Source organism: Stenotrophomonas sp. 24(2023) (genome assembly GCF_030913365.1).
Classification (GTDB): domain Bacteria; phylum Pseudomonadota; class Gammaproteobacteria; order Xanthomonadales; family Xanthomonadaceae; genus Stenotrophomonas.
In genome coordinates, this window is the sequence record NZ_CP133160.1 from 2,187,975 (window position 1) to 2,206,702 (window position 18,728).

General features: G+C 67.9%; 17 protein-coding genes. 12 read left to right on the top strand and 5 right to left on the bottom strand.

Going from position 1 to position 18,728, the window contains the following annotated elements; translation table 11 throughout:
* Positions 1-394: 394 nt before the first annotated feature.
* Positions 395-1,849 carry an MFS transporter gene (locus Q9R17_RS09655; RefSeq protein ID WP_308158196.1) on the top strand — a complete coding sequence of 485 codons (1,455 nt, stop codon included), beginning with the start codon at positions 395-397 and terminating at the stop codon, positions 1,847-1,849.
* Positions 1,850-1,931: 82 nt separating this feature from the next.
* Here the strand turns inward: Q9R17_RS09655 and Q9R17_RS09660 are convergent, their stop codons facing one another.
* Complete coding sequence (locus Q9R17_RS09660; protein ID WP_308158197.1) at positions 1,932-3,287, bottom strand: alkyl/aryl-sulfatase; 1,356 nt, start codon at positions 3,285-3,287, stop codon at positions 1,932-1,934.
* Between the two features lie 97 nt (positions 3,288-3,384).
* On the opposite strand from Q9R17_RS09660, the gene Q9R17_RS09665 reads away from it, so the two are divergent.
* From Q9R17_RS09665 to Q9R17_RS09685, 5 genes are all read left to right on the top strand, one after another.
* Entirely contained in the window at positions 3,385-4,275 is an 891-nt protein-coding gene (locus Q9R17_RS09665) for a LysR family transcriptional regulator (protein ID WP_308158198.1), read from the top strand.
* Positions 4,276-4,360: 85 nt separating this feature from the next.
* Entirely contained in the window at positions 4,361-5,290 is a 930-nt protein-coding gene (gene rocF / locus Q9R17_RS09670; protein WP_308158199.1) for an arginase, read from the top strand.
* Positions 5,291-5,419: 129 nt separating this feature from the next.
* Positions 5,420-5,572 carry an entericidin A/B family lipoprotein gene (locus Q9R17_RS09675; protein WP_308158200.1) on the top strand — a complete coding sequence of 51 codons (153 nt, stop codon included), beginning with the start codon at positions 5,420-5,422 and terminating at the stop codon, positions 5,570-5,572.
* A gap of 70 nt (positions 5,573-5,642) precedes the next feature.
* Positions 5,643-5,780: an entericidin A/B family lipoprotein gene (locus Q9R17_RS09680; RefSeq protein ID WP_308158201.1), complete on the top strand. Its 138-nt coding sequence runs from the start codon at positions 5,643-5,645 to the stop codon at positions 5,778-5,780.
* A gap of 200 nt (positions 5,781-5,980) precedes the next feature.
* Positions 5,981-6,202, top strand: a complete 222-nt coding sequence (locus tag Q9R17_RS09685) for a CsbD family protein (RefSeq protein ID WP_308158202.1) — start codon at positions 5,981-5,983, stop codon at positions 6,200-6,202.
* A gap of 66 nt (positions 6,203-6,268) precedes the next feature.
* Here Q9R17_RS09685 and Q9R17_RS09690 read toward each other — a convergent pair whose 3' ends face one another.
* Positions 6,269-7,072: a hypothetical protein gene (locus tag Q9R17_RS09690; protein ID WP_308158203.1), complete on the bottom strand. Its 804-nt coding sequence runs from the start codon at positions 7,070-7,072 to the stop codon at positions 6,269-6,271.
* 108 nt (positions 7,073-7,180) lie between these two features.
* On the opposite strand from Q9R17_RS09690, the gene Q9R17_RS09695 reads away from it, so the two are divergent.
* The 4 genes from Q9R17_RS09695 (at position 7,181) to Q9R17_RS09710 (ending at position 11,701) form a co-directional block, all read left to right on the top strand.
* Positions 7,181-8,476 carry a tryptophan--tRNA ligase gene (locus Q9R17_RS09695; protein ID WP_308158204.1) on the top strand — a complete coding sequence of 432 codons (1,296 nt, stop codon included), beginning with the start codon at positions 7,181-7,183 and terminating at the stop codon, positions 8,474-8,476.
* A 92-nt stretch (positions 8,477-8,568) separates the two neighbouring features.
* Positions 8,569-8,862: a hypothetical protein gene (locus Q9R17_RS09700; protein WP_308158205.1), complete on the top strand. Its 294-nt coding sequence runs from the start codon at positions 8,569-8,571 to the stop codon at positions 8,860-8,862.
* A 171-nt stretch (positions 8,863-9,033) separates the two neighbouring features.
* Positions 9,034-9,966, top strand: a complete 933-nt coding sequence (locus tag Q9R17_RS09705; RefSeq protein WP_308158206.1) for an MBL fold metallo-hydrolase — start codon at positions 9,034-9,036, stop codon at positions 9,964-9,966.
* A gap of 82 nt (positions 9,967-10,048) precedes the next feature.
* On the top strand, positions 10,049-11,701 hold the full coding sequence (locus tag Q9R17_RS09710) for a M28 family metallopeptidase (protein ID WP_308158319.1): 1,653 nt from the start codon (positions 10,049-10,051) through the stop codon (positions 11,699-11,701).
* A 42-nt stretch (positions 11,702-11,743) separates the two neighbouring features.
* Here Q9R17_RS09710 and Q9R17_RS09715 read toward each other — a convergent pair whose 3' ends face one another.
* Positions 11,744-12,043, bottom strand: coding sequence for a hypothetical protein (locus Q9R17_RS09715; protein ID WP_308158320.1), 300 nt, complete (start codon positions 12,041-12,043; stop codon positions 11,744-11,746).
* 67 nt (positions 12,044-12,110) lie between these two features.
* Positions 12,111-13,457 (bottom strand): MFS transporter, encoded by a 1,347-nt coding sequence (locus Q9R17_RS09720; protein WP_308158321.1) that lies wholly within the window; start codon positions 13,455-13,457, stop codon positions 12,111-12,113.
* A 298-nt stretch (positions 13,458-13,755) separates the two neighbouring features.
* Between Q9R17_RS09720 and yedA the strand changes: the two genes are divergently transcribed.
* Positions 13,756-14,658 carry a drug/metabolite exporter YedA gene (gene yedA / locus Q9R17_RS09725; RefSeq protein ID WP_308158207.1) on the top strand — a complete coding sequence of 301 codons (903 nt, stop codon included), beginning with the start codon at positions 13,756-13,758 and terminating at the stop codon, positions 14,656-14,658.
* Positions 14,655-15,557, top strand: a complete 903-nt coding sequence (gene rarD / locus Q9R17_RS09730) for an EamA family transporter RarD (protein WP_308158208.1) — start codon at positions 14,655-14,657, stop codon at positions 15,555-15,557. The genes yedA and rarD overlap by 4 nt, the downstream gene beginning before the upstream one ends.
* 119 nt (positions 15,558-15,676) lie before the next feature.
* Here the strand turns inward: rarD and Q9R17_RS09735 are convergent, their stop codons facing one another.
* Positions 15,677-18,502 (bottom strand): TonB-dependent receptor, encoded by a 2,826-nt coding sequence (locus Q9R17_RS09735; RefSeq protein ID WP_308158209.1) that lies wholly within the window; start codon positions 18,500-18,502, stop codon positions 15,677-15,679.
* Between the last annotated feature and the right edge of the window lie 226 nt (positions 18,503-18,728).

An 18,728-nucleotide genomic window follows, 5' to 3' on the forward strand; every position in this document is an offset into this window, starting at 1 on the left:
CACCCCCGTGAGTTGTGTAAGCAGCGGTTGCAGCCATGGTGACGCCGTTGGGAAATCCAGAGTAGGCGCTTCCCGGCGTCCGTGACGTGCATCTGATTGCCGATCAACGGTGAACACATGCACCGCAATGGGGCCTGCCTCCACGGAGCAGGGCAGGCGGGCCGCCCCGGCCCGATGGCAACCCGAACCCCAGCCGACCCACCGCCACCGGCCCGTTGGCATCCCGCCGCGCCCCGTGGTAATTTCCTCGCCAGCACCGGGCGTTCTGCCCTGCGCCGTAAGCGTTCACGTCAACCAACGCACTCAATCCGCCTTCGCTGCGGACGGGTGCGCGTGCGTGCATGTATCGGCCGAGCCTCGTCGTAGCCGGCGGTTCCTTCTGGAGCTGCTGTTCATGTCCCAAGTCCCTTCCCATGCCGTGCGTTCGCCTGCGCCCCCGCGCGGGTACGAGGGCCGGCGTCGCAATACCCTCACGGCGCTGCTGGTGGCCACCGCGTTCTTCATGGAGAACCTGGATGGCACCGTCATCACCACGGCCATCCCTTCGATGGCGGGCGATTTTGCCGTTGCCCCCACCGACCTGGGCCTGGGCATCAGTGCCTACCTGCTCACCCTGGGGGTGTTCATTCCCATCAGTGGCTGGGTGGCCGAACGCTTCGGCAGCCGCCGGGTGTTCTGCGCGGCGTTGCTGTTGTTTACCGTGGCTTCGCTGGCCTGTGCCCTGGCCGATACGTTGCCGGTGTTTGTCGCCCTGCGCGTGCTGCAGGGCGTCGGCGGCGCCATGATGGTGCCCGTCGGGCGGCTGGTGCTGCTGCGTAGCACGCCGCAGCACGACCTGATGCGCATCACGTCCATGCTGATCTGGCCTGGCTTGTTCGCTCCCGTGCTGGGCCCGCCCCTGGGCGGCTTCATCACCGAGCATGCGTCGTGGCGCTGGATCTTCTACCTCAACATCCCGATCGGTGTCGCCGCGCTCATCGCCGCGTGGCTGTTGATTCCCGCCGAAGAGGACCACGTCCGGCGCCCGTTCGACTGGAAAGGGTTCGCGTGGATCGGCACCGGGGTGGCCTGCGTGCTGTGGTCTGCCGAACTGTGCGCCAAGCCGGTCCTGCCGGTGCAGCAGATTGCGCTGGGCCTGGGGGTGGGCACGGCGCTGCTGGTCCTGGGCGTCAGGCACCTGAAGCGCCATCCGCACCCGATGCTGTCGCTGCAGCCGCTGGAACAGGACACGTTCGCGGCCAATATTTTTGGCGGCTCGCTGTTCCGCATGTCGGTGGGCGCGGTGCCGTTCGTGCTGCCGCTCATGTTCCAGGTGGGCTACGGTCTGGATGCCTTCCGCGCGGGGCAGCTGCTGTTGGTGGTGTTTGCCGGCAACCTGGCGATGAAACTGTTCACCACGCGCATCCTCCGGCGCTTCGGGCTGCGCCCGGTGCTGGTCTGGAATGGCCTGATCAACACGCTGGCCCTGGCGGCGTGTGCCTTCCTTGGCCCGCATCTGGCCTTCTGGCAGATGGCGGTAGTGCTGTTCATCGGTGGGCTGTCGCGTTCACTGCAGTTCACCGCGTTGAACACGCTGGCCTTTGCCGGCATGCCGAAGGCGGCCATGAGTACGGCCAATGCGCTGTTCTCCACGGCCTCGCAGCTGGCGCTGGGCCTGGGCGTCACGCTCGGTGCCATCGCCCTGCGGCTGGGGGAATGGATCACGCCCCTGCTGGCGCTGGACTGCGTGCCGGGCATGGCCTATCGCCTGGCGTTCGCGGTGGTGGCACTGGTCTCGCTGGTGGCCATGCTGGATGTGCTGCATCTGGACCGGGATGTGGGCCAGGCCGTGACCGGAGCGGAGAAGTAGCCCGGTGAGTGGCCCTTCGCCCGCAGCGGTGCGCGGGCGAAGAGGCCAGGGGCACGCCACATGACGCGGCGTTGGCAACCGCTCACGGCGCCACACCCAACGGCGCATCCGATTCCAGGTACTGCGCGCTGGACAGGTAGTAGTTGCGCGCCGTGGCGTTGATCTGCGCCTGCGCCAGCACGCGCAAGGCGCGCGCCTTCAGCTGCCGCGCCGCCGTGTTGCGCGCGTCGATGGCCAGCAGGAGGTCGCACAGTTCGGCAGCCCATTGCGCATCGCCGGCCTGCAGTGCCTGCCCGGCGTGGCGCTGTACCGCATCGGCACCGCCCAGCAGCGGCAGCAGGCGCTGTGCGCGGTCCCGTGCCCCCAGCGGGAACAGCTGCGTGGGGTTGCCATCGAACCAGCCCACGCTATCGGCGTAGATGCCGCGCACGGTCCAGGCCACGCCACCGTAGTACTCCTGCAGGCGCGGGTCGTTGGCCAGGTGCGGTGGCAGTGCCACCTGCGCGGCCAGTTCGTCGGGCGTTGCACCGCGTGCGATGCCGGCCAGGGTCTGCGTGGTCACGCTGTCGATGGCATCGCGGTAGTTGCGCAGTGCGCTGTCCACCGCCGCGCGGCCACTGATCGGCCGCAGGTGGCCGGGTACCAGGTGCTCGGCGCCCAGGGCGCGCATGCGGTCCAGGCTGGCGATCCAGTCCTGGGGTGGGCGCAGCCGCGTGCCGCGGATCGGCGACAGGTTGGGGAAGGTGGGGTAGTAGTCATCACCGGCCAGCAGGGTGCGCGTGGCGGGCAGCCATACGGCGGTGTTTTCCGGGGTTTCGCCGGGGGTGTGCAGCAGCTGCAGCGTGACCCCGGCAATCTGCAGGTCCAGCGTTGCCCCGGTGAAGGTGTGGTCCGGTGGCAGGTAGCCGCTGCGGGTGTGCGGCACGCGGCGGCCATAGTCGCGCTGCACGCCGGCGTTGATGTAGTCGGCCGCTGCGACGTGGGTGCCGAACGCATCGCCCCCCTCGCGCGGGCCGCGCGCGGTTTCCGGCGGCGCATCCAGCAGCAGCTGGTGGCTGTAGATGGCCGGCGTGCCCAGTGCCGCGAAGACGCTGGCCCCGCCGGTGTGGTCGGGGTGGCGGTGGGTGTAGATGATGGCTTTCACCGGCGGCCGCAGGCGCTCGCCGAACGCGGCCACGATGGCCTGTGCATCGCTGGGATTGGCACCGGTATCGACGATGATTGCGCCGTCGTGGCCCTGCACCAGGGTGACATTGGCGGCCGAATAGCCCACGGCCACGAACACGCCTTCACCCATCGGGATGACCGCCGGTTCGAACTGGGCCGAGTGCGCCTGCAGGCGCGCGGTGGCATCGGCGGGGGTAGCCGACGCCGGTGCCGGGCTGATGCCCAGCAGCAGGGCCAGCAATGGCGGCAGGGGGGCAAACGTGGGGGACACCGGGAACTCCAGCGGAAACGGGGAGCCAGCCTAGGTCTTCCATTCCCGCCTGCGAAGCGCGGAAAATGAGAGTTGTCCTCTCAATTCCGAAAGGGTCATGGACTTCAACGATGCCCGCCTGTTCGTGGCCGTGGCGCAGGCCGGCAGCTTGTCTGCCGCCGCCCAGCGGCTGGGCCTGCCGCTGCCGACGCTGAGCCGGCGCATGCGCCAGCTGGAACGCGACCTGCAGGTGCAGCTGCTGGAGCGCTCGGCCCGTGGCATCGCCCTGACCGACGCCGGTGCCAGCCTGCACGCGCAGCTGCAGCCGGGGGTGGAATCACTGCTGCAGGCCGAACAGGCCCTGCGCAACCGCCAGGAACAGCCCAGCGGCCGCCTGCGGCTGTCGCTGCCGCAGACGTTCTGGCCCTGGTGGGATCTGCTCGATGCCTTCCAGCAGCGCTACCCGCAGGTGGAGGTGTATGTGCTGGCCACCGAGCGCCGGGTCGATCTGGTCGAAGATGGCATCGACGTGGCGCTGCGCGTGGGTCCGCTGCTGCATGAGGACGTGATCGCGCTGCCGCTGATGCAGTTCCGTAACGTGCTGGTGGCCAGCCCGGCATTGATCGCACGGCTGGGCGCGCCGGCCAGCCCGCAGGCACTGCTGGATTACCCGTGCGCGGTGTGGGCCACGCGGGTGGACAGCCGCGCGCAATGGCAGCTAGGTACGCAGCAGGTGCGGCCGCGCCCGGTGCTGGCGGTGAACGATTACCACCAGCTGTGCGAACGGGCGCTGGCCGGCCACGCGGTGACCGAACTGCCGCCGTTCCTGGCCGCGCCGCACCTGCGCAGCGGCCGCCTGGTGCCGTTGTTGCCCGCACATCCGTTGCCAACCTGGGCGCTGCATCTGGTGCACCCGCCGCGGCGCCCACCGTCCACGCTGGTGCGCACCTACCTTGCGTTCTGCCAGCAGCATATCGGCCAGGTGCAGCAGGCCTGCGCGCTGCCCTGAGCATTTTCCTGCTGCAACGCCGCGAGTGGTGTCACATGCCGCTGGCTAGACTGGGCTTCTTTTTCCGCAACAACAGGAGGCCCCCATGGCCACGCAGTCCCCGCAGCATGCCGTCTCGTTGATCGGCGTTCCCACGGATATCGGTGCCGGCCACCGGGGCGCACGACTGGGGCCGGAGGCGCTGCGCGTGGCGGGCCTGCCGGAGGCGCTGGTGGGCCGTGGCGTGGACGTGCGCGACCTGGGCAACCTGGATGGCCCGCGCAACCCGTGGACCGCACCGGTGGCCGGCTACCGCCACCTGGATGAAGTGGTGGCGTGGAACCGCGCGCTGATGGAGGCCACCTACGGCGAACTGCAGGCCGGGCGGCTGCCGATCATGCTCGGCGGCGACCACTGCCTGGGCATCGGCTCGATCACCGCCGTGGCGCGCTGGTGCCGCGAACAGGGCAAGGACCTGCGCGTGCTGTGGCTGGATGCGCATTCGGATTTCAACACCAGCGATGTCACGCCCTCGGGCAACATCCACGGCATGCCGGTGGCCTGCCTGTGCGGCCTGGGGCCGGATGAACTGACCCGGCTGGGCGGCGATGCCCCGGCGATCCAGCCCAGCCAGGTGCACCAGATCGGCATCCGTTCGGTGGACCCGGAGGAAAAACGCCTGATCAAGACCCACCGGGTCGATGTCTACGACATGCGCTACATCGACGAGAACGGCATGAAACGCACCGTCGAGGCGGCCCTGGAGGGCATCGATGCCAACACCCACCTGCATGTCAGCTTCGACGTGGATTTCCTGGATCCCAGCATCGCCCCGGGCGTGGGCACCACGGTGCCGGGCGGGGTCAACTACCGCGAAGCGCAGCTGGTGATGGAAATGATCGCCGACAGCGGACGCATGGGGTCGCTGGACATCGTCGAGCTCAACCCGCTGCTGGACAAGCAGAACGCCACCGCCGAGCTGGCCGTGGATCTGGTGGAGAGCCTGTTCGGCAAGTCCACGTTGATGCGCGATTGATCCTGCTGCTCGCTGGCTGAATGAACCCGGGGGCCGTTCACGCCCGCTCCACGTGGCAGCCGCCAGATTGCACTTCACGCGGCTGCCGTCCCGTTCCGGGGCGCGCCGCGCGACGAAGAGGAGAAGACGATGAAGCGGATCATCCCCGTACTGTTGCTGGCCCTGTTCTCGGCCGGTGTGCTCAGTGGCTGCAACACCGTTGCCGGTGCCGGCAAGGATGTGCAGCGTGCCGGGCAGGCCGTCGAAGGCGCGGCCAACGATTGCCGCGACGGAAAGTGCTGATCCCATCGCCCTGCTCAGCGGGACCGTGTGATTGAAACGGTGTAGTGGCGAACCCCTAGGAGAAAACCAGATGAAGCGTGTAATTGCCCTGATGCTGCTGTCGATGTTCTCGGTGGCCATGCTGGCCGGCTGCAACACCGTTGCCGGTGCCGGCAAGGATGTGCAGAAGGCCGGCGAGAAGGTGGAAGGCGCTGCCAAGCGCAACTGACGCCAAGCGCTGTGCAACGCTGGAAAAGGCCGGGTTTCCCGGCCTTTTTCTTTGCCTGGGCTGCGGCCCGCACGTACAGGGGGCGTGAACCATTCAAGCAGGTGATCGCGGTTTTCATCGCCGGTTGACTGCGATCCAACGGCCCCCGCGCGATCCTGTGCGTGCGGTAACAACGCCGTTGCAATGAAGGAAGCCCAGCAATGAACAAAGACATCATTTCCGGCAAGTGGTCGCAGATCAAAGGCAAGGCCAAGGCCAAGTGGGGCGACCTGACCAATGACGACTTCGATGTGGCCGAAGGCAACGCCGAATATCTGGCCGGCCGCCTGCAGGAACGCTATGGCTGGGCGCGCGACCGGGCCGAGACCGAAGTGCGCGACTTCGAAAAGGCCATGCGCAAGGATTACCCGGATTTCCACTGATCCCCCGGGTCAGCGGAGTGCAGTAGCGCCCGGGCCGGTCAGGCCCGGGCGTTTTCATGCCTGCACTCAGCGCAGCGGCGGGTCCGGCACATAACGCTGCGGGAAGGCCTGCGGCGTGCGGTCTGCCGGGCGCGGCGGGGTCAGGATGATGCCCCGCGCGCGCAGGTTGCGCACGCTGTCATAGCGCAGCTGGGCGACCTGGATGGGCTGGCGCGTGTCGCGCTGGAAATCGGTATCGCGTACCGATGAGGCCTCGCGCTCGCCGTGGCCGGTGCCCAGCGAGGGGGCCGGCCGCGCCGCGCGGGCCATCGTGCCGGCGGCGCGGTCGCTGATGACGGCCGCTTCGGCCACCGGTGCCGGTGGTGCCGGGGCGGCGGGCGCGATGGGGGCATAGTCCAGGCGCGAGCGCGGCCGCTCGTTGAACACCGCGATGCCGACCACGCCGACATTGTCGGGGCGGTCGGTGCGGCTGGCATAGCTGCCGCCGGGGGTGCTGAACACAAACTGGGCCACCTCATCCTGCGATTTGCGCCAGCCGGTGATATCCGCGCTCTGCCATGGGTTGAGCACGTAGCCGGTCTGGTCCGGGGCCGCGGTCTGCCCGCTGATCGCGTTCACCCCATCCACCGACAGCACCACCAGCACCCGGCGCGGGCTGTCGTTGTACAGGCGTACCGCGTAGCGGTGGCCCCGTTCGCCGGGTACCCAGTACTGGCCCTGGGCCGGGTAGGCCGGCAGCAGCTGGCCGCTGTCACGGTCCAGCAGGGACAACCGCACCGGCTGGCCTTCGGGCAGTGGTGCCGGGGGCATCGGCGCGGGGCGGAAGCCGGCCAGGGGCAGGACCAGCAGCAGGGCAAGCAGGCGTTTCATGGGCGTTCTCCGGCGGGGTTGCCCGGTACAACGGGCCAGCACGGCAGGCGGGGTTGGCGGCATGCAGGGTAAACTGGACCCGTTCATCGAAGGTTTCCTCACGCAGTCATGACGACCCGAGTCCTTACCGGCATCACCCCCTCCGGCACGCCCCACCTGGGCAACTACGTTGGCGCGATCCGTCCGGCCATCGCCGCCAGCCGTGCCGCTGGCATCGAGAGCTTCTTCTTCCTGGCCGACCTGCACAGCCTGATCAAGTCGCAGGACCCGGCACGCACCCAGCGCGCCACCCTGGAAATCGCCGCCAGCTGGCTGGCCTGTGGCCTGGACCCGGAACACGTGTGGTTCTACCGCCAGAGCGACATCCGCGAGACCACCGAGCTGATGTGGTTCCTGACCGCCATCGCCAGCAAGGGCATCCTCAACCGTGCCCACGCCTACAAGGCGGCGGTGGACAAGAACCGCGAGGAAGGCCTGGACGAGGATGCGGGCGTCAGCGCCGGCCTGTTCATGTACCCGGTGCTGATGGCCGCCGACATCCTGATCTTCAAGGCCAACCACGTGCCGGTGGGCCGTGACCAGATCCAGCACATCGAGATGGCGCGCGATTTCGCCCAGCGCTTCAACCACGTGTACGGCAAGGAATACTTCCCGCTGCCGGAGGTGGTGATCGATGAGCAGGTGGCCACGCTGGCGGGCCTGGACGGCCGCAAGATGAGCAAGAGCTACCACAACACCATTCCGCTGTTCACCCCACGCGATGAACTGAAGAAACTGGTGTTCTCGATCCTGACCGATTCGCGCGCACCGGGCGAGCCGAAGGACACCGAAGGTTCGGCGCTGTTCCAGATGTACCAGGCCTTCGCCACGGCCGAGCAGACGGCGGCCTTCGCCCAGGCGTTCGCCGCGGGCATCAGCTGGGGCGATGCCAAGCAGCAGCTGTTCGAGCGCATCGACAGCGAACTGGCCCCGCTGCGCGAGCGCTACAACGCGCTGATGGCCGAGCCGGAAAAGATCGAAGCGCTGCTCAAGCGCCGTGGCCAGCAGCTGCGCGAAACCTTTGCGGTGCCGCTGCTGGCGGAACTGCGTCAGGCCGTGGGCCTGCGCGACCTGTCCAGTGCCGGTGACATCGCCAGCGACGATGCCGGCGTGGCCCGCGTGGCGCCGCCGCTGTTCAAGCAGTACCGCGAAAAGGACGGCCGCTTCTACTTCAAGCTGACCGCTGGCGATGGCACGCTGCTGATCCAGAGCGCAGGCTTCGATTCGCCGCGTGATGCCGGCCAGCTGATTGCCGTGCTCAAGCAGGCCGAGCACGGCGATGCCCTGCAGAGCGAGCTGTTCACGCTTGAGGCCGAGGTGGATGCGGTGCTGGCGGCGCTGGCAGTGTTGCGCGAAGACGCCTGAGGTGAGGGTGCCGGCCGGGGCCGGTACACCCGGGCAGCAGGGGCCATGGCATGATGCCGGCACGCCGATGGCGTGCTGACATGGAGTCTGCGATGGCCTGGTTGTCGCTGCTGCTGTTCCTGCCCTGGTTCCTGCTGCTGGGCAGCCTGTTCTGGCTGTTCCCGCGCCAGCCGCGCACCGCGCGGCGGCGCCTGTTCGACGGGGGCACGCTGCTGCTGGCCCTGGTGTTGAGCGTACTGGCCATGCACTGGGGCTACCGCATGGGCCTGGCCGAGCAGGGCGCTGGGCCGATCTGGCCACAGGTGCTGGCGGTGCTGTACGCCTATGGCGCGTTCCTGGCAGTGCTGGTACTGGCGGTGCTGCTGCGCGGCAACGCGTGCCGGTAACGTGCAGCACCCCGCGCCCCGCGCGACTGACAGCCGCTGCTGCCACCGCAGCCCGCTGCCGCGATCCGTCCCGGTGCCAGGCGGGCGGCGTCCGACCAAAGCCGCATCGAACCGGTGCCGCTGGCGCGCCTACCATGGGGGTCCGTCTCCGATTCCGCCAGGTGCGCGCCGATGACCGCCGACCCCAGCATCCACACCATCGATACCGGTTTCCAGCGTGAGCGCTTCGATGCCGCTTACCTGATCGTGGAAAACGGTCGTGCCGCCTTCGTCGATTGCGGTACCGGGCTGGCCGTGCCACGCATGCTGCAGGCCCTGGCCGATACCGGGCTGGGGGTGGAAGCCGTGGACTGGCTGCTGTTGACCCATGTGCACCTGGACCATGCCGGGGGGGCCGGCCTGCTGATGCAGCACCTGCCCAATGCACGCGCGGTGCTGCACCCGCGCGGTGCCCCGCACATGATCGACCCGACCCGGCTGATCGCCGGTGCGACGCAGGTCTACGGTGCCGAGGAAATCGCCCGCAGCTATGGCCGCATCGAGGCCATTCCGGCTGCGCGCGTGGTGGTGGCCGAGGATGGGCACCGCATCGACCTGGCCGGCCGTGAACTGCTGCTGCTGCATACCCCGGGGCATGCGCTGCACCACTACTGCGTGTGGGATGCACGCAGCCGCAGCTGGTTCACCGGCGATACCTTCGGTATTTCCTACCGTGAACTGGACAGTGCGCAGGGGGCCTTCATCTTCCCCACGTCCTCGCCGGTGCAGTTCGACCCGGAAGCGATGAAGGCCTCGATCCAGCGGCTGATGGCCTACGGCCCGCAGGCGATGTACGTGACCCACTTCGACCGCGTTGAACAGGTGCCGAAGCTGGCTGCCGACCTGCTGGAGCAGATCGATGCCATGGCCACCATCGGCCGCCAGTGCGATGGCCGCGCCGACCGCCACCGCTGCCTGCTGGCGGCACTGCGCGCGCTGTACCTGGAACGGGCACAGGCTCATGGGTGTGGCCTGGATGAAGAGGCGGTGGCCGCCGTGCTGGCCATGGACATCGAGCTCAACGCACAGGGCCTGGCCTGCTGGCTGGACCGCGCCCGGCGCTGAACCGCACGGCGCGCCGTCATCGCGCTGTCACGTTACACTTCAGGCTTCTCTTCCGTCGTGCCGTGGTGCTGCCGTGAATCCGATGCGCGTGCTGTTGCTGTCTTCCTGCCTGTTCGTCGGCGGCCTTGCACAGGCGGCCAATGACCTGCCCGGGGGCGGAATCGACCCGCAGGCACTGTCGCGGCATGTGCGGATCCTGGCCTCGGATGACTTCGAGGGGCGCGCACCGGCCACCCCTGGCGAAGAGCGCACCGTGCAGTACCTGATCGAGCAGTTCCGCAGTTACGGGCTGCAGCCCGGTGGCGTGGATGGCAGCTGGGTGCAGCCGGTACCGCTGGTGCGCGCGCAGCTCGATGGCCCGGCCACGGCCAGCCTGCAGCTGAAGGCGGGCAGGCGTACCCTGGCCAATGGCGAGGACGTGACCCTGCAGAGCCTGCAGCCACGTGCCCGCGTGCAGATCAAGGATGCGCCGCTGGTGTTCGTCGGCTACGGCATCGATGCCCCCGAGCGCCACTGGAACGACTACAAGGATGTGGACCTGCACGGCAAGATCGCCGTGGTGCTGATCAACGATGCCGATTTCGAGAGCGATGCTGCCGGCGCATTCGATGGCAAGGCGGTGACCTACTACGGGCGCTGGACCTACAAGTTCGAGGAGGCCGCGCGCCGCGGTGCCGAGGGCGTGCTGATCGTGCACGAGACCGCCCCGGCCGCCTACGGCTGGGCCACGGTGAAAAGTTCGGGCACCTCGCCGCTGTTCGATATCGAGCGCAGCGACCGCGAGGCGATGGTCCAGCACACGCCGCTGCGTGGCTGGATGCAGCGCTCGCTGGCCGAGGCGATCTTCGCCGACGCCGGGCTGGATTTCGAAGCCGAGAAGCGCAAGGCGATGCGCGCCGACTTCCGCCCGGTGGCGCTGGACAATGCCCGCCTGAGCGTGGATTTCAAGGTCAAGCGCGAGCAGGTGGTCACCCGCAACGTGGTGGCCAAGCTGCCCGGTGGCACCCATGCCGATGAATCGGTGATCTTCTCCGCGCACTGGGATGCCTTCGGTATCGGCCAGCCTGATGCGCAGGGCGACCGCATCCGTCACGGTGCCATCGACAATGCCACCGGCGTGGCCACCGTGCTGGAGCTGGGCCGGGTGTTCGCCGCCGGCCCGCGGCCGCAGCGCACGCTGTACTTCGTGGCGCTGACGGCCGAGGAAAAGGGCCTGCTGGGGGCCAGCTACTACGCCGCCCACCCGCTGGCGCCGCTGGAAAAGACCGCTGCGGTACTGAACATCGAGATGTTCAGCCCGGATGGGGCGACCCGCGACATCGCCTCGTGGGGCAAGGGCCGCGTGTCGCTGGAAGGCGACCTGGAGCGCGTGGCCAAGGCCCGTGGCCGCAGCTACAGCCCCGACCCGAACCTGGAAGCGGGCTTCTTCTACCGCGCCGACCACTTCGCCTTCGCCCGCCTGGGCGTGCCGGCGATCACCATCGGCCCGGGCCTGGACAAGCTGGACGGTGGCGTGGAGGCCGGCCGCGCGCTGCGCGAGAAGTACTTCGCCAACTGCTACCACCAGGCCTGCGATGCCTGGACCCCGGCCTGGGACCCGGCCGGCCATGCCGCCGATACCCTGCTGGTCTACGACCTGGGCGCTGAGCTGGCCAACAGCCGGCGCTGGCCGCACTGGGAAAAGGAATCGGAATTCCACGGCGCGCGCGAGAAGAGCGAAGGCACGCGCCGCTGATGGGCGGGGGGTGACGTCGGGAACGACGCTGCCCCGTCGAGGTTACCCACGCCGGCGCAACAGCGCCCACGCCCCCCAGCCGCTGGCGGCTATCGCGGCCAGGTAGCACACCACCATCGTGCGCATGCCCACGGCCTGCAAGGGGCCCGGGCGGGTGCTTGCACGCAGCTGCAGGGAGCTGTGGCCGCTGCCCAGGTCCACCGCCAGCTGCAGCGCCAATGCGGCGCAGAACACCGCCAGTGCACTCCCGAGGCCGATGCGTGGCCAGGTGGCCTGCGCGCTGGGGCGGCGCAGCAGCCAGGCCAGGACCGTGGCTGCCGCAATCGTCACCGCGATGCCCATCAGGGGCGAAGCGGGCGACACCGCGGCCACCGGCATCACGCCGGTGGCCGCCATCAGGACAGCACCCTTATCTGCGGGTACCGTCGAGCCAGTTCGGGCCCTTGTTGGTGAGGAAGAAGACATAGACCACCAACGATACCGCGATCGTGGCGGTCACGTAGATCGCGAACCAGTCCACGTGGCCGGTCTTCAGGGCACCCTGGTACAGCAGCGGTGCGGTGCCGCCGAACAGCGAATTGGCCACCGCGTAGCCGAAGCCCACGCCCAGCGCACGCACATGGGTGGGGAACAGCTCGGCCTTCACCACGGCATTGATGGAGGTGTAACCGGTGAGGATGACGAAGGCCAGGGCCAGGGTCAGGAACGCCAGCACCGCGTCATGCTGGTGCGGCAGCTGGGTGATCAGGTAGCCGCTGTACAGCACGCCTCCCACGCCGAAGAACACCAGCAGCGTCTTGCGCCCGATGATGTCCGACAGCCAGCCCCCCACGGGTTGCAGCACCATCAGGAACGCCAGCACGCCCAGGTTGATCAGCGTGCCGGTCATCGGGTCATCGCCGGCGAAGGCGCTCTGGATCATCTTCGGGCCGTTCACCGAATAGGTATAGAACGCCACGGTGCCGCCGGCGGTGATCAGGAAGCACAGCAGCAGCGGGCGCCACTGGTGCACGAACAGTTCGTACATCGAACCGGAAGCCTTGGCCTTGCCTTCGCGGGCGGCATCGATGGAGGACTGCTCCAGCGATTCATCCATGGTCCGGCGCAGCCAGAACACCACGATGGCCGCCACCCCGCCCAAGCCGAAGGCGATGCGCCAGCCCCATTCGGAAATCTGCGGTTTGTCCCAGAAGGTCAGCATCAGCAGCAGGGTCAGCTGCGCCAGCACGTGGCCACCGACCAGGGTGACGTAGTGGAAGGAGGACAGGAAGCCACGCCGGCCGGGCAGCGCCGCTTCGGACATGTAGGTGGCGCTGGTGCCGTATTCGCCACCGGTGGCGAAGCCCTGCAGCAGGCGTGCGAACAGCAGCACCACCGCCGCCCACAGGCCGATCGATTCGGCCGTCGGCGTGATGGCGATCAGGAACGAGCAGGTGGCCATCATCGTCACCGACACCGTCAGGGCCAGGCGTCGCCCGTAGCGGTCGGCAAAGCGGCCGAAGTACCACGCCCCGATCGGGCGCATCAGGAAGGTGGCGGCGAAGATCGCCCAGACATACATCGTGGAGTTCTTGTCTTCGGCCGAGAAGAACTGCGATTCGAAATAGACGGCAAAGACCGAGTAGACGTAGACGTCGTACCACTCCACCAGGTTGCCGGCGGAGCCTTTGAGGGTGTTGGAGATCGAGCGTCGCAGGGCGGCGCCGTCGGTGCTGGGGACAGCGTGGGGGGACGGGGTGCTCATCGGGGCGGAAATCCTCGGTACGGGCGCATCCTTGCGGGAACGTTCGGTGCCGGGCGCGCGCAGGCGTCGCCCGCCAGCCTCCTAGGTACTGCATTCCACGTCAACGCCGGGTGCCGGGGCACCTTGGCGGGCGGGGCAGGACAGGGTGGCAGCGCAGGCGCGGCAGGGCCATAACCCATAGGTCCCATGGCCGGGAAGGGCGGGAGCTGCCGTCTGCGCCGGTGGTGAAAATCAGCTTGCCGTGATCCGGAGTGATTTCACTTGGCCCCAGCCCCTAGAATCCCTGTTCCCCCGGTTCTGTTGGTGGCACATGTCTGCTGCATCCCCTTCGTCCACGGCTGCCCCACGGGGCGGCCTTGTCGTGCTGGCACTGTTGCTGGTGTACGTGGTCTGGGGGTCCACCTATCTGGGTATCGCCAAGGCACTGCACGGGGGCGCGCTGCCGCTGACGATGGTGTCCGGCAGCCGCTTCATCATCGCCGGTACCCTGATGTACGCCACGCTGCGCCTGTTCTGGAAGATGCCGCGGCCCACCCTGCGCCAGTGGCGCAACCTGGTCATCATGGGCGTGACCATGCTGGTGCTGGGCAACGGCATGGTGGTGCTGGCCGAGCGTGAGGTGTCCTCGGGGCTGGCGGCCACGGCGGTGGCATCCGTACCCCTGTGGATGGCGCTGTTTTCAGCCTTCCGCGGCCAGCATGCCAGCCGTGGTGAATGGCTGGGCATCGCCATCGGCTTCCTGGGCGTGGTGTGGCTCAACGCCGGCAGCAGCCTGACCGGCACGCCCACCGGGCTGGTGCTGCTGCTGATCGCACCGATCGGCTGGGCCTTCGGGTCGGTCTGGGCACGTGGGCTGGACCTGCCGGGCCCGTTCATGACCGCGGCCGGGCAGATGCTCTGCGGCGGCGTGCTGCTGGTGGTGATCGGCCTGCTCACGGGCGAACGCCCGACCACGCTGCCCGATACCAGCGGCCTGCTGGCCATGGCCTACCTGTGCGTGTTCGGTTCCATCGTGGCCTTCACCGCCTACGTCTGGCTGCTGCACAACGTGCGCCCGGCACTGGTCGGCAGCTATGCCTACGTGAACCCGGTCATTGCCGTGCTGCTGGGCGCGCTGCTCAATGGCGAGCGCTTCGGCTGGCGCGACATGGTGGCCATGGCGGTGATCCTGGTCGGCGTGCTGGTGCTGACCCTGGCGAGGACGCGCCGATGAACCCTGCCCTGGATGCCGCGCAGGAACAGCGCCGCGGGTTGCTGGTCACTGCCTCCACCTTCGTGCTGTGGGGGCTGGTGCCGGTGTACTGGCACCTGCTGATCGAGGTGCCATCGTTCCAGATCATCGCCCACCGCATCATCTGGTCCACGGTGCTGGTGGTGGCCTGGCTGCTGCTGGCCGCGCGCCTGCAGTGGTGGAAGAAGATCGCCGCGCAGCCCCGCGCGCTGCCGATCCTGGCGCTGTCCAGCCTGACCATCGCCTTCAACTGGGGCCTGTACATCTGGGCGGTCAACGCAGGCCATGTGATCGAGACCAGCCTGGGCTACTTCATCAACCCGCTGGTGAACGTGCTGCTGGGCGTGCTGGTGCTGAAGGAGCGCCTGCGCAACCTGCAGTGGGTGGCCGTGGCGATGGCGGCCGTGGGCGTGCTGTGGCTGACGATCGATGCCGGCACGCCGCCATGGATCGCGCTGGGCCTGGCCTGTTCGTTCGGCCTGTACGGCCTGCTGCGCAAACTGGTGTCGGTGGACCCGGTGGCCGGCCTGGGCGTGGAAAGCCTGTACCTGTTCCTGCCGGCGCTGGGCTTCGCGCTGTGGGCCGAGAGTGGCCATGGGGGAGGTTTCTTCGGCGGTTGGGGCTGGCGCAACGACCTGCTGCTGGTCTTCGGTGGCGTGGTCACCGCCGTGCCGCTGATCGGCTTCGCCTACGGCGTGAAGCGCATCCCGCTGTCGCTGGTGGGCATCCTGCAGTACATCGCGCCCAGCCTGCAGCTGCTGTTGGGCGTGTTCTTCTTCCAGGAAGGTTTCGACACCGGCAAGGCGATCGGCTTTGCCGCCATCTGGGCCGGCCTGGTGCTGTTCATCGGCGACAACCTCCGCACCCTGCGCAGGCGGTAGCGCCCGGCGTGCCGGGCACAGGGCAGTGAACAAAAAAGAACGGCGCCCCGAAGGGCGCCGTCCTGCTTCCATCCCCGGCCAGGAGAGAGGATGGCCGGGGCAGGAATGGGGGGCAGGGCTCAGAAGCGCTGCTGGTACTTCATGTACATGAAGCGGCCGATGTCGAAGCCACCGTAGTAGGTGAAGCTGCTGTTGGGCTGGCTGTACATGATCGGGCCCTGGTGGTTGAACACGTTGTTCACGCCCAGCGACACGGTGCCATTCCACGGCAGGACATAGCGTACCTGCACGTCGTGGAAGGTGTTGGAGCCCACCTTGTTGGTCGGCGACGCGTCGGTGTAGGACGAGATGAAGCCGGGCATGTTGCATTCGTCCAGGTACGAGCACTTCTCCTTCATGCTGGAGTAGTAGCGCGCGGTCCAGCCGATGCCCAGGTCGCCGTACTGCCAGTCCAGGTTGAAGGTGGAACGCACGCGGAAGTCGCCCGCCCAGCCCGTGCGCTGTTCGACCGGGGTGGTGGCCGCGTTGTCGTTGCGCTGTTCCTGGTAGTCGGTATAGGTCGTGTTCCAGACCACGGCGAACTTGCCGAAGGTAGTTTCCGGCAGGCGGTAGCGCAGGCTGATGTCATAGCCGGCGGTTTCGCGGTAGCCAGCGTTCACCAGCGAACGGTCCAGGCTGTTGACCTGGCCGTTGGCGGCGCGGGTGAAGCGCTTGCACGCCGCATCCACACCCTGCACGTAGCACTGGTTGAGGATGTCGGTGGCCGATTCGCCGACGATGGCGTTGTTGATGCGGATCTTCCACCAGTCCAGGCTGGCATCCAGGCCGGGCACGAAGTCGGGGCTGTAGACCAGGCCCACGGTCCAGGTCTTGGCGGTTTCCGGCTTCAGCGCGGCGTTGGAGCCGGAGTTGAAGTCCACCGTGGCCTGCTGGCCGGGCTTGCTGGCGGCCGTGCCATCGCTGTTGAGCTGGCGGAAATTGGCCGGTACGGCGGCGCGGCAGCGTGCGGCGACGGCAGCGCTGGTGGCGGCCGTACCGAAGGAGGTATCGCACGGGTCGGTGAACGCATCGCGGCTGCTGACGTTGCCGCCGTACAGGTCATCCACGGTCGGCGCACGGAAGCCGGTGCCGTAGGTCGCGCGCACCAGCAGGCTGTCGATCGGCTTCCACTTCATGCCGAACTTGCTGTTGGTGGTCGAACCGAAGTTGTTGTAGTCCGAGTAGCGGCCGGCCACGTCCAGCGACAGTTCGCGGGCGAACGGCAGGTCGGCCAGTACCGGCACCTGCAGTTCCAGGTAGACCTCGTTGAGCGAATAGCGGCCGTTGGTGGACTGGCCGGTGGTGCCGGCGATCTGGCCCTTCTGCACCATCAGGTCCGGGGTGTAGCTGGCTTGCTCGCTGCGGTGTTCAAAGCCCATCGCGCCGAGGATGTCACCGGCCGGCAGGGTGAACAGCGAACCGGAGATGTTGCCGCTGGCCACCTTGGTGGTGGTACGGCTCTTGTCCACGTAGCGGGTGAACAGGTAGTCCTGCACATCCTGGTTGCTCAGCGAACCGGGGCCCTTGTAGCCCATCGGCGCGGCCGGGTTCCACGGCACGCAGCCGGCGATCACGTTGTCGCGGGTGCCGCAGCGCGCCACGCCGTTGTCATCCATGAACGACGGGCCGACCGCCAGGTTGACGTTGGGCTGGTACATGCTGCCCGTACCGATGCGCTCGCCTTCGTTGCGGTTGTACATGTAGTTCACGTTCCAGTCCCAGTAACGCGAACCGGTTTCGAACGTGCCTTCCAGGCCCAGGCTGGCGCGCTTGGTTTCCAGGTTGTTCTCGGTACCGCGCGGCAGTTCCTCGGTGCGGTGCGAGAACGTCACGTCCTGGCCCCACAGGTTGAACATGCTGTCCTTGGACAGGGCGACGCGGCTGCCCGAGCGCGCCTGCGCGGCGGTGACCGAATACGGGTAGCCGGCCAGGTGCTTGGTCGATTCGCGCTTGCTGTACAGCGCATCGGCGACGATGCGCAGGTTGTCGGTGATCGAGAAGCCGCCGTTGGCGAACACCGAGGTGCGCTCCAGGCCGGTCAGCAGGCTCATGTTGGTCTTGGTGTTGGCGCCGTTGGCCGGGTCCGGTGCACGGAAGTTGCCGGCCTGGGTCGGGTCGCCGCCCGGGCCCACGGTCAGGTTCCTGCCGCCCACGGTCACCGTGCCCCACGGGGTGTTGCCGTTCAGGCCTTCGGTGGGGTGGCGCGGGCCGTTGGTGTAGCGGCTGAACTCGCGCTCGCCGCCCAGCACTTCGTCTTCCTTGGTGCGCTCGGCACCGACGCTGAACCAGCCGCGCTCGAAGGTCTTGCCGAAGGTCGCGCTGTAGGCGCGCTTCTGGCCATCGCCTTCACCGTACTGGCCGACATAGACGCTGGCTTCGCCACCGTCGAAATTCTTGCGGGTGATGATGTTGACCACGCCGGCGATGGCGTCCGAGCCGTACAGCGCCGAGGCACCGTCGGTCAGCACTTCCACGCGCTCGACAATCGCCGAGGGAATGGAAGCCAGGTCGGAGTAACCGCCGGCGCTGACGCCCATGCGGCGGCCGTCGATCAGCACCAGGCTGCGTTCCGGGCCCAGGTTGCGCAGGCTGACATACATGCCACCGAAGTCGCGCGAGGAGGTCAGCGAGGAGGCGCGGCTCATGCTCGGCGAACCGGCTGCCGTGACGTCCTGCAGGATGTCGGCGACGTTGACGTAGCCCTTCTTCTCGATCTCGGCGCGGTTGAGCGCGACCACCGGCTGTGCGGTTTCGACACTGGCCTGGCGGATGCGCGAGCCGGTGATTTCGATGCGGTCGAGGTTGGTGGGGGTATCGCCGGCGTTCTGCGCGAAGGCGGGGGCGGCGGAAGTGGTGGCCAGCGCGAAGACGATCGCGTTGCGCAGCGGGGTGGTTTTCAGGGACATCCGTGGATCTCGTATTGCGAAGACGAACAATCGCCCATACCGGGCGCGGTACTGCAAACCAACGTGGGGGGCGCGATTCTAGAGTGTTTTCATCGGCAACTGTCCGCTGCGCGATGCTCGAAATGGCTTGAAAATGAATGCCAACCAACAATCCACAGCTGGCCACACCTGCCCCGGTTGGCCTGCGCAGGAGGCGTTAGCGGCGGCCTGTCCGTTTTCTGTAGGG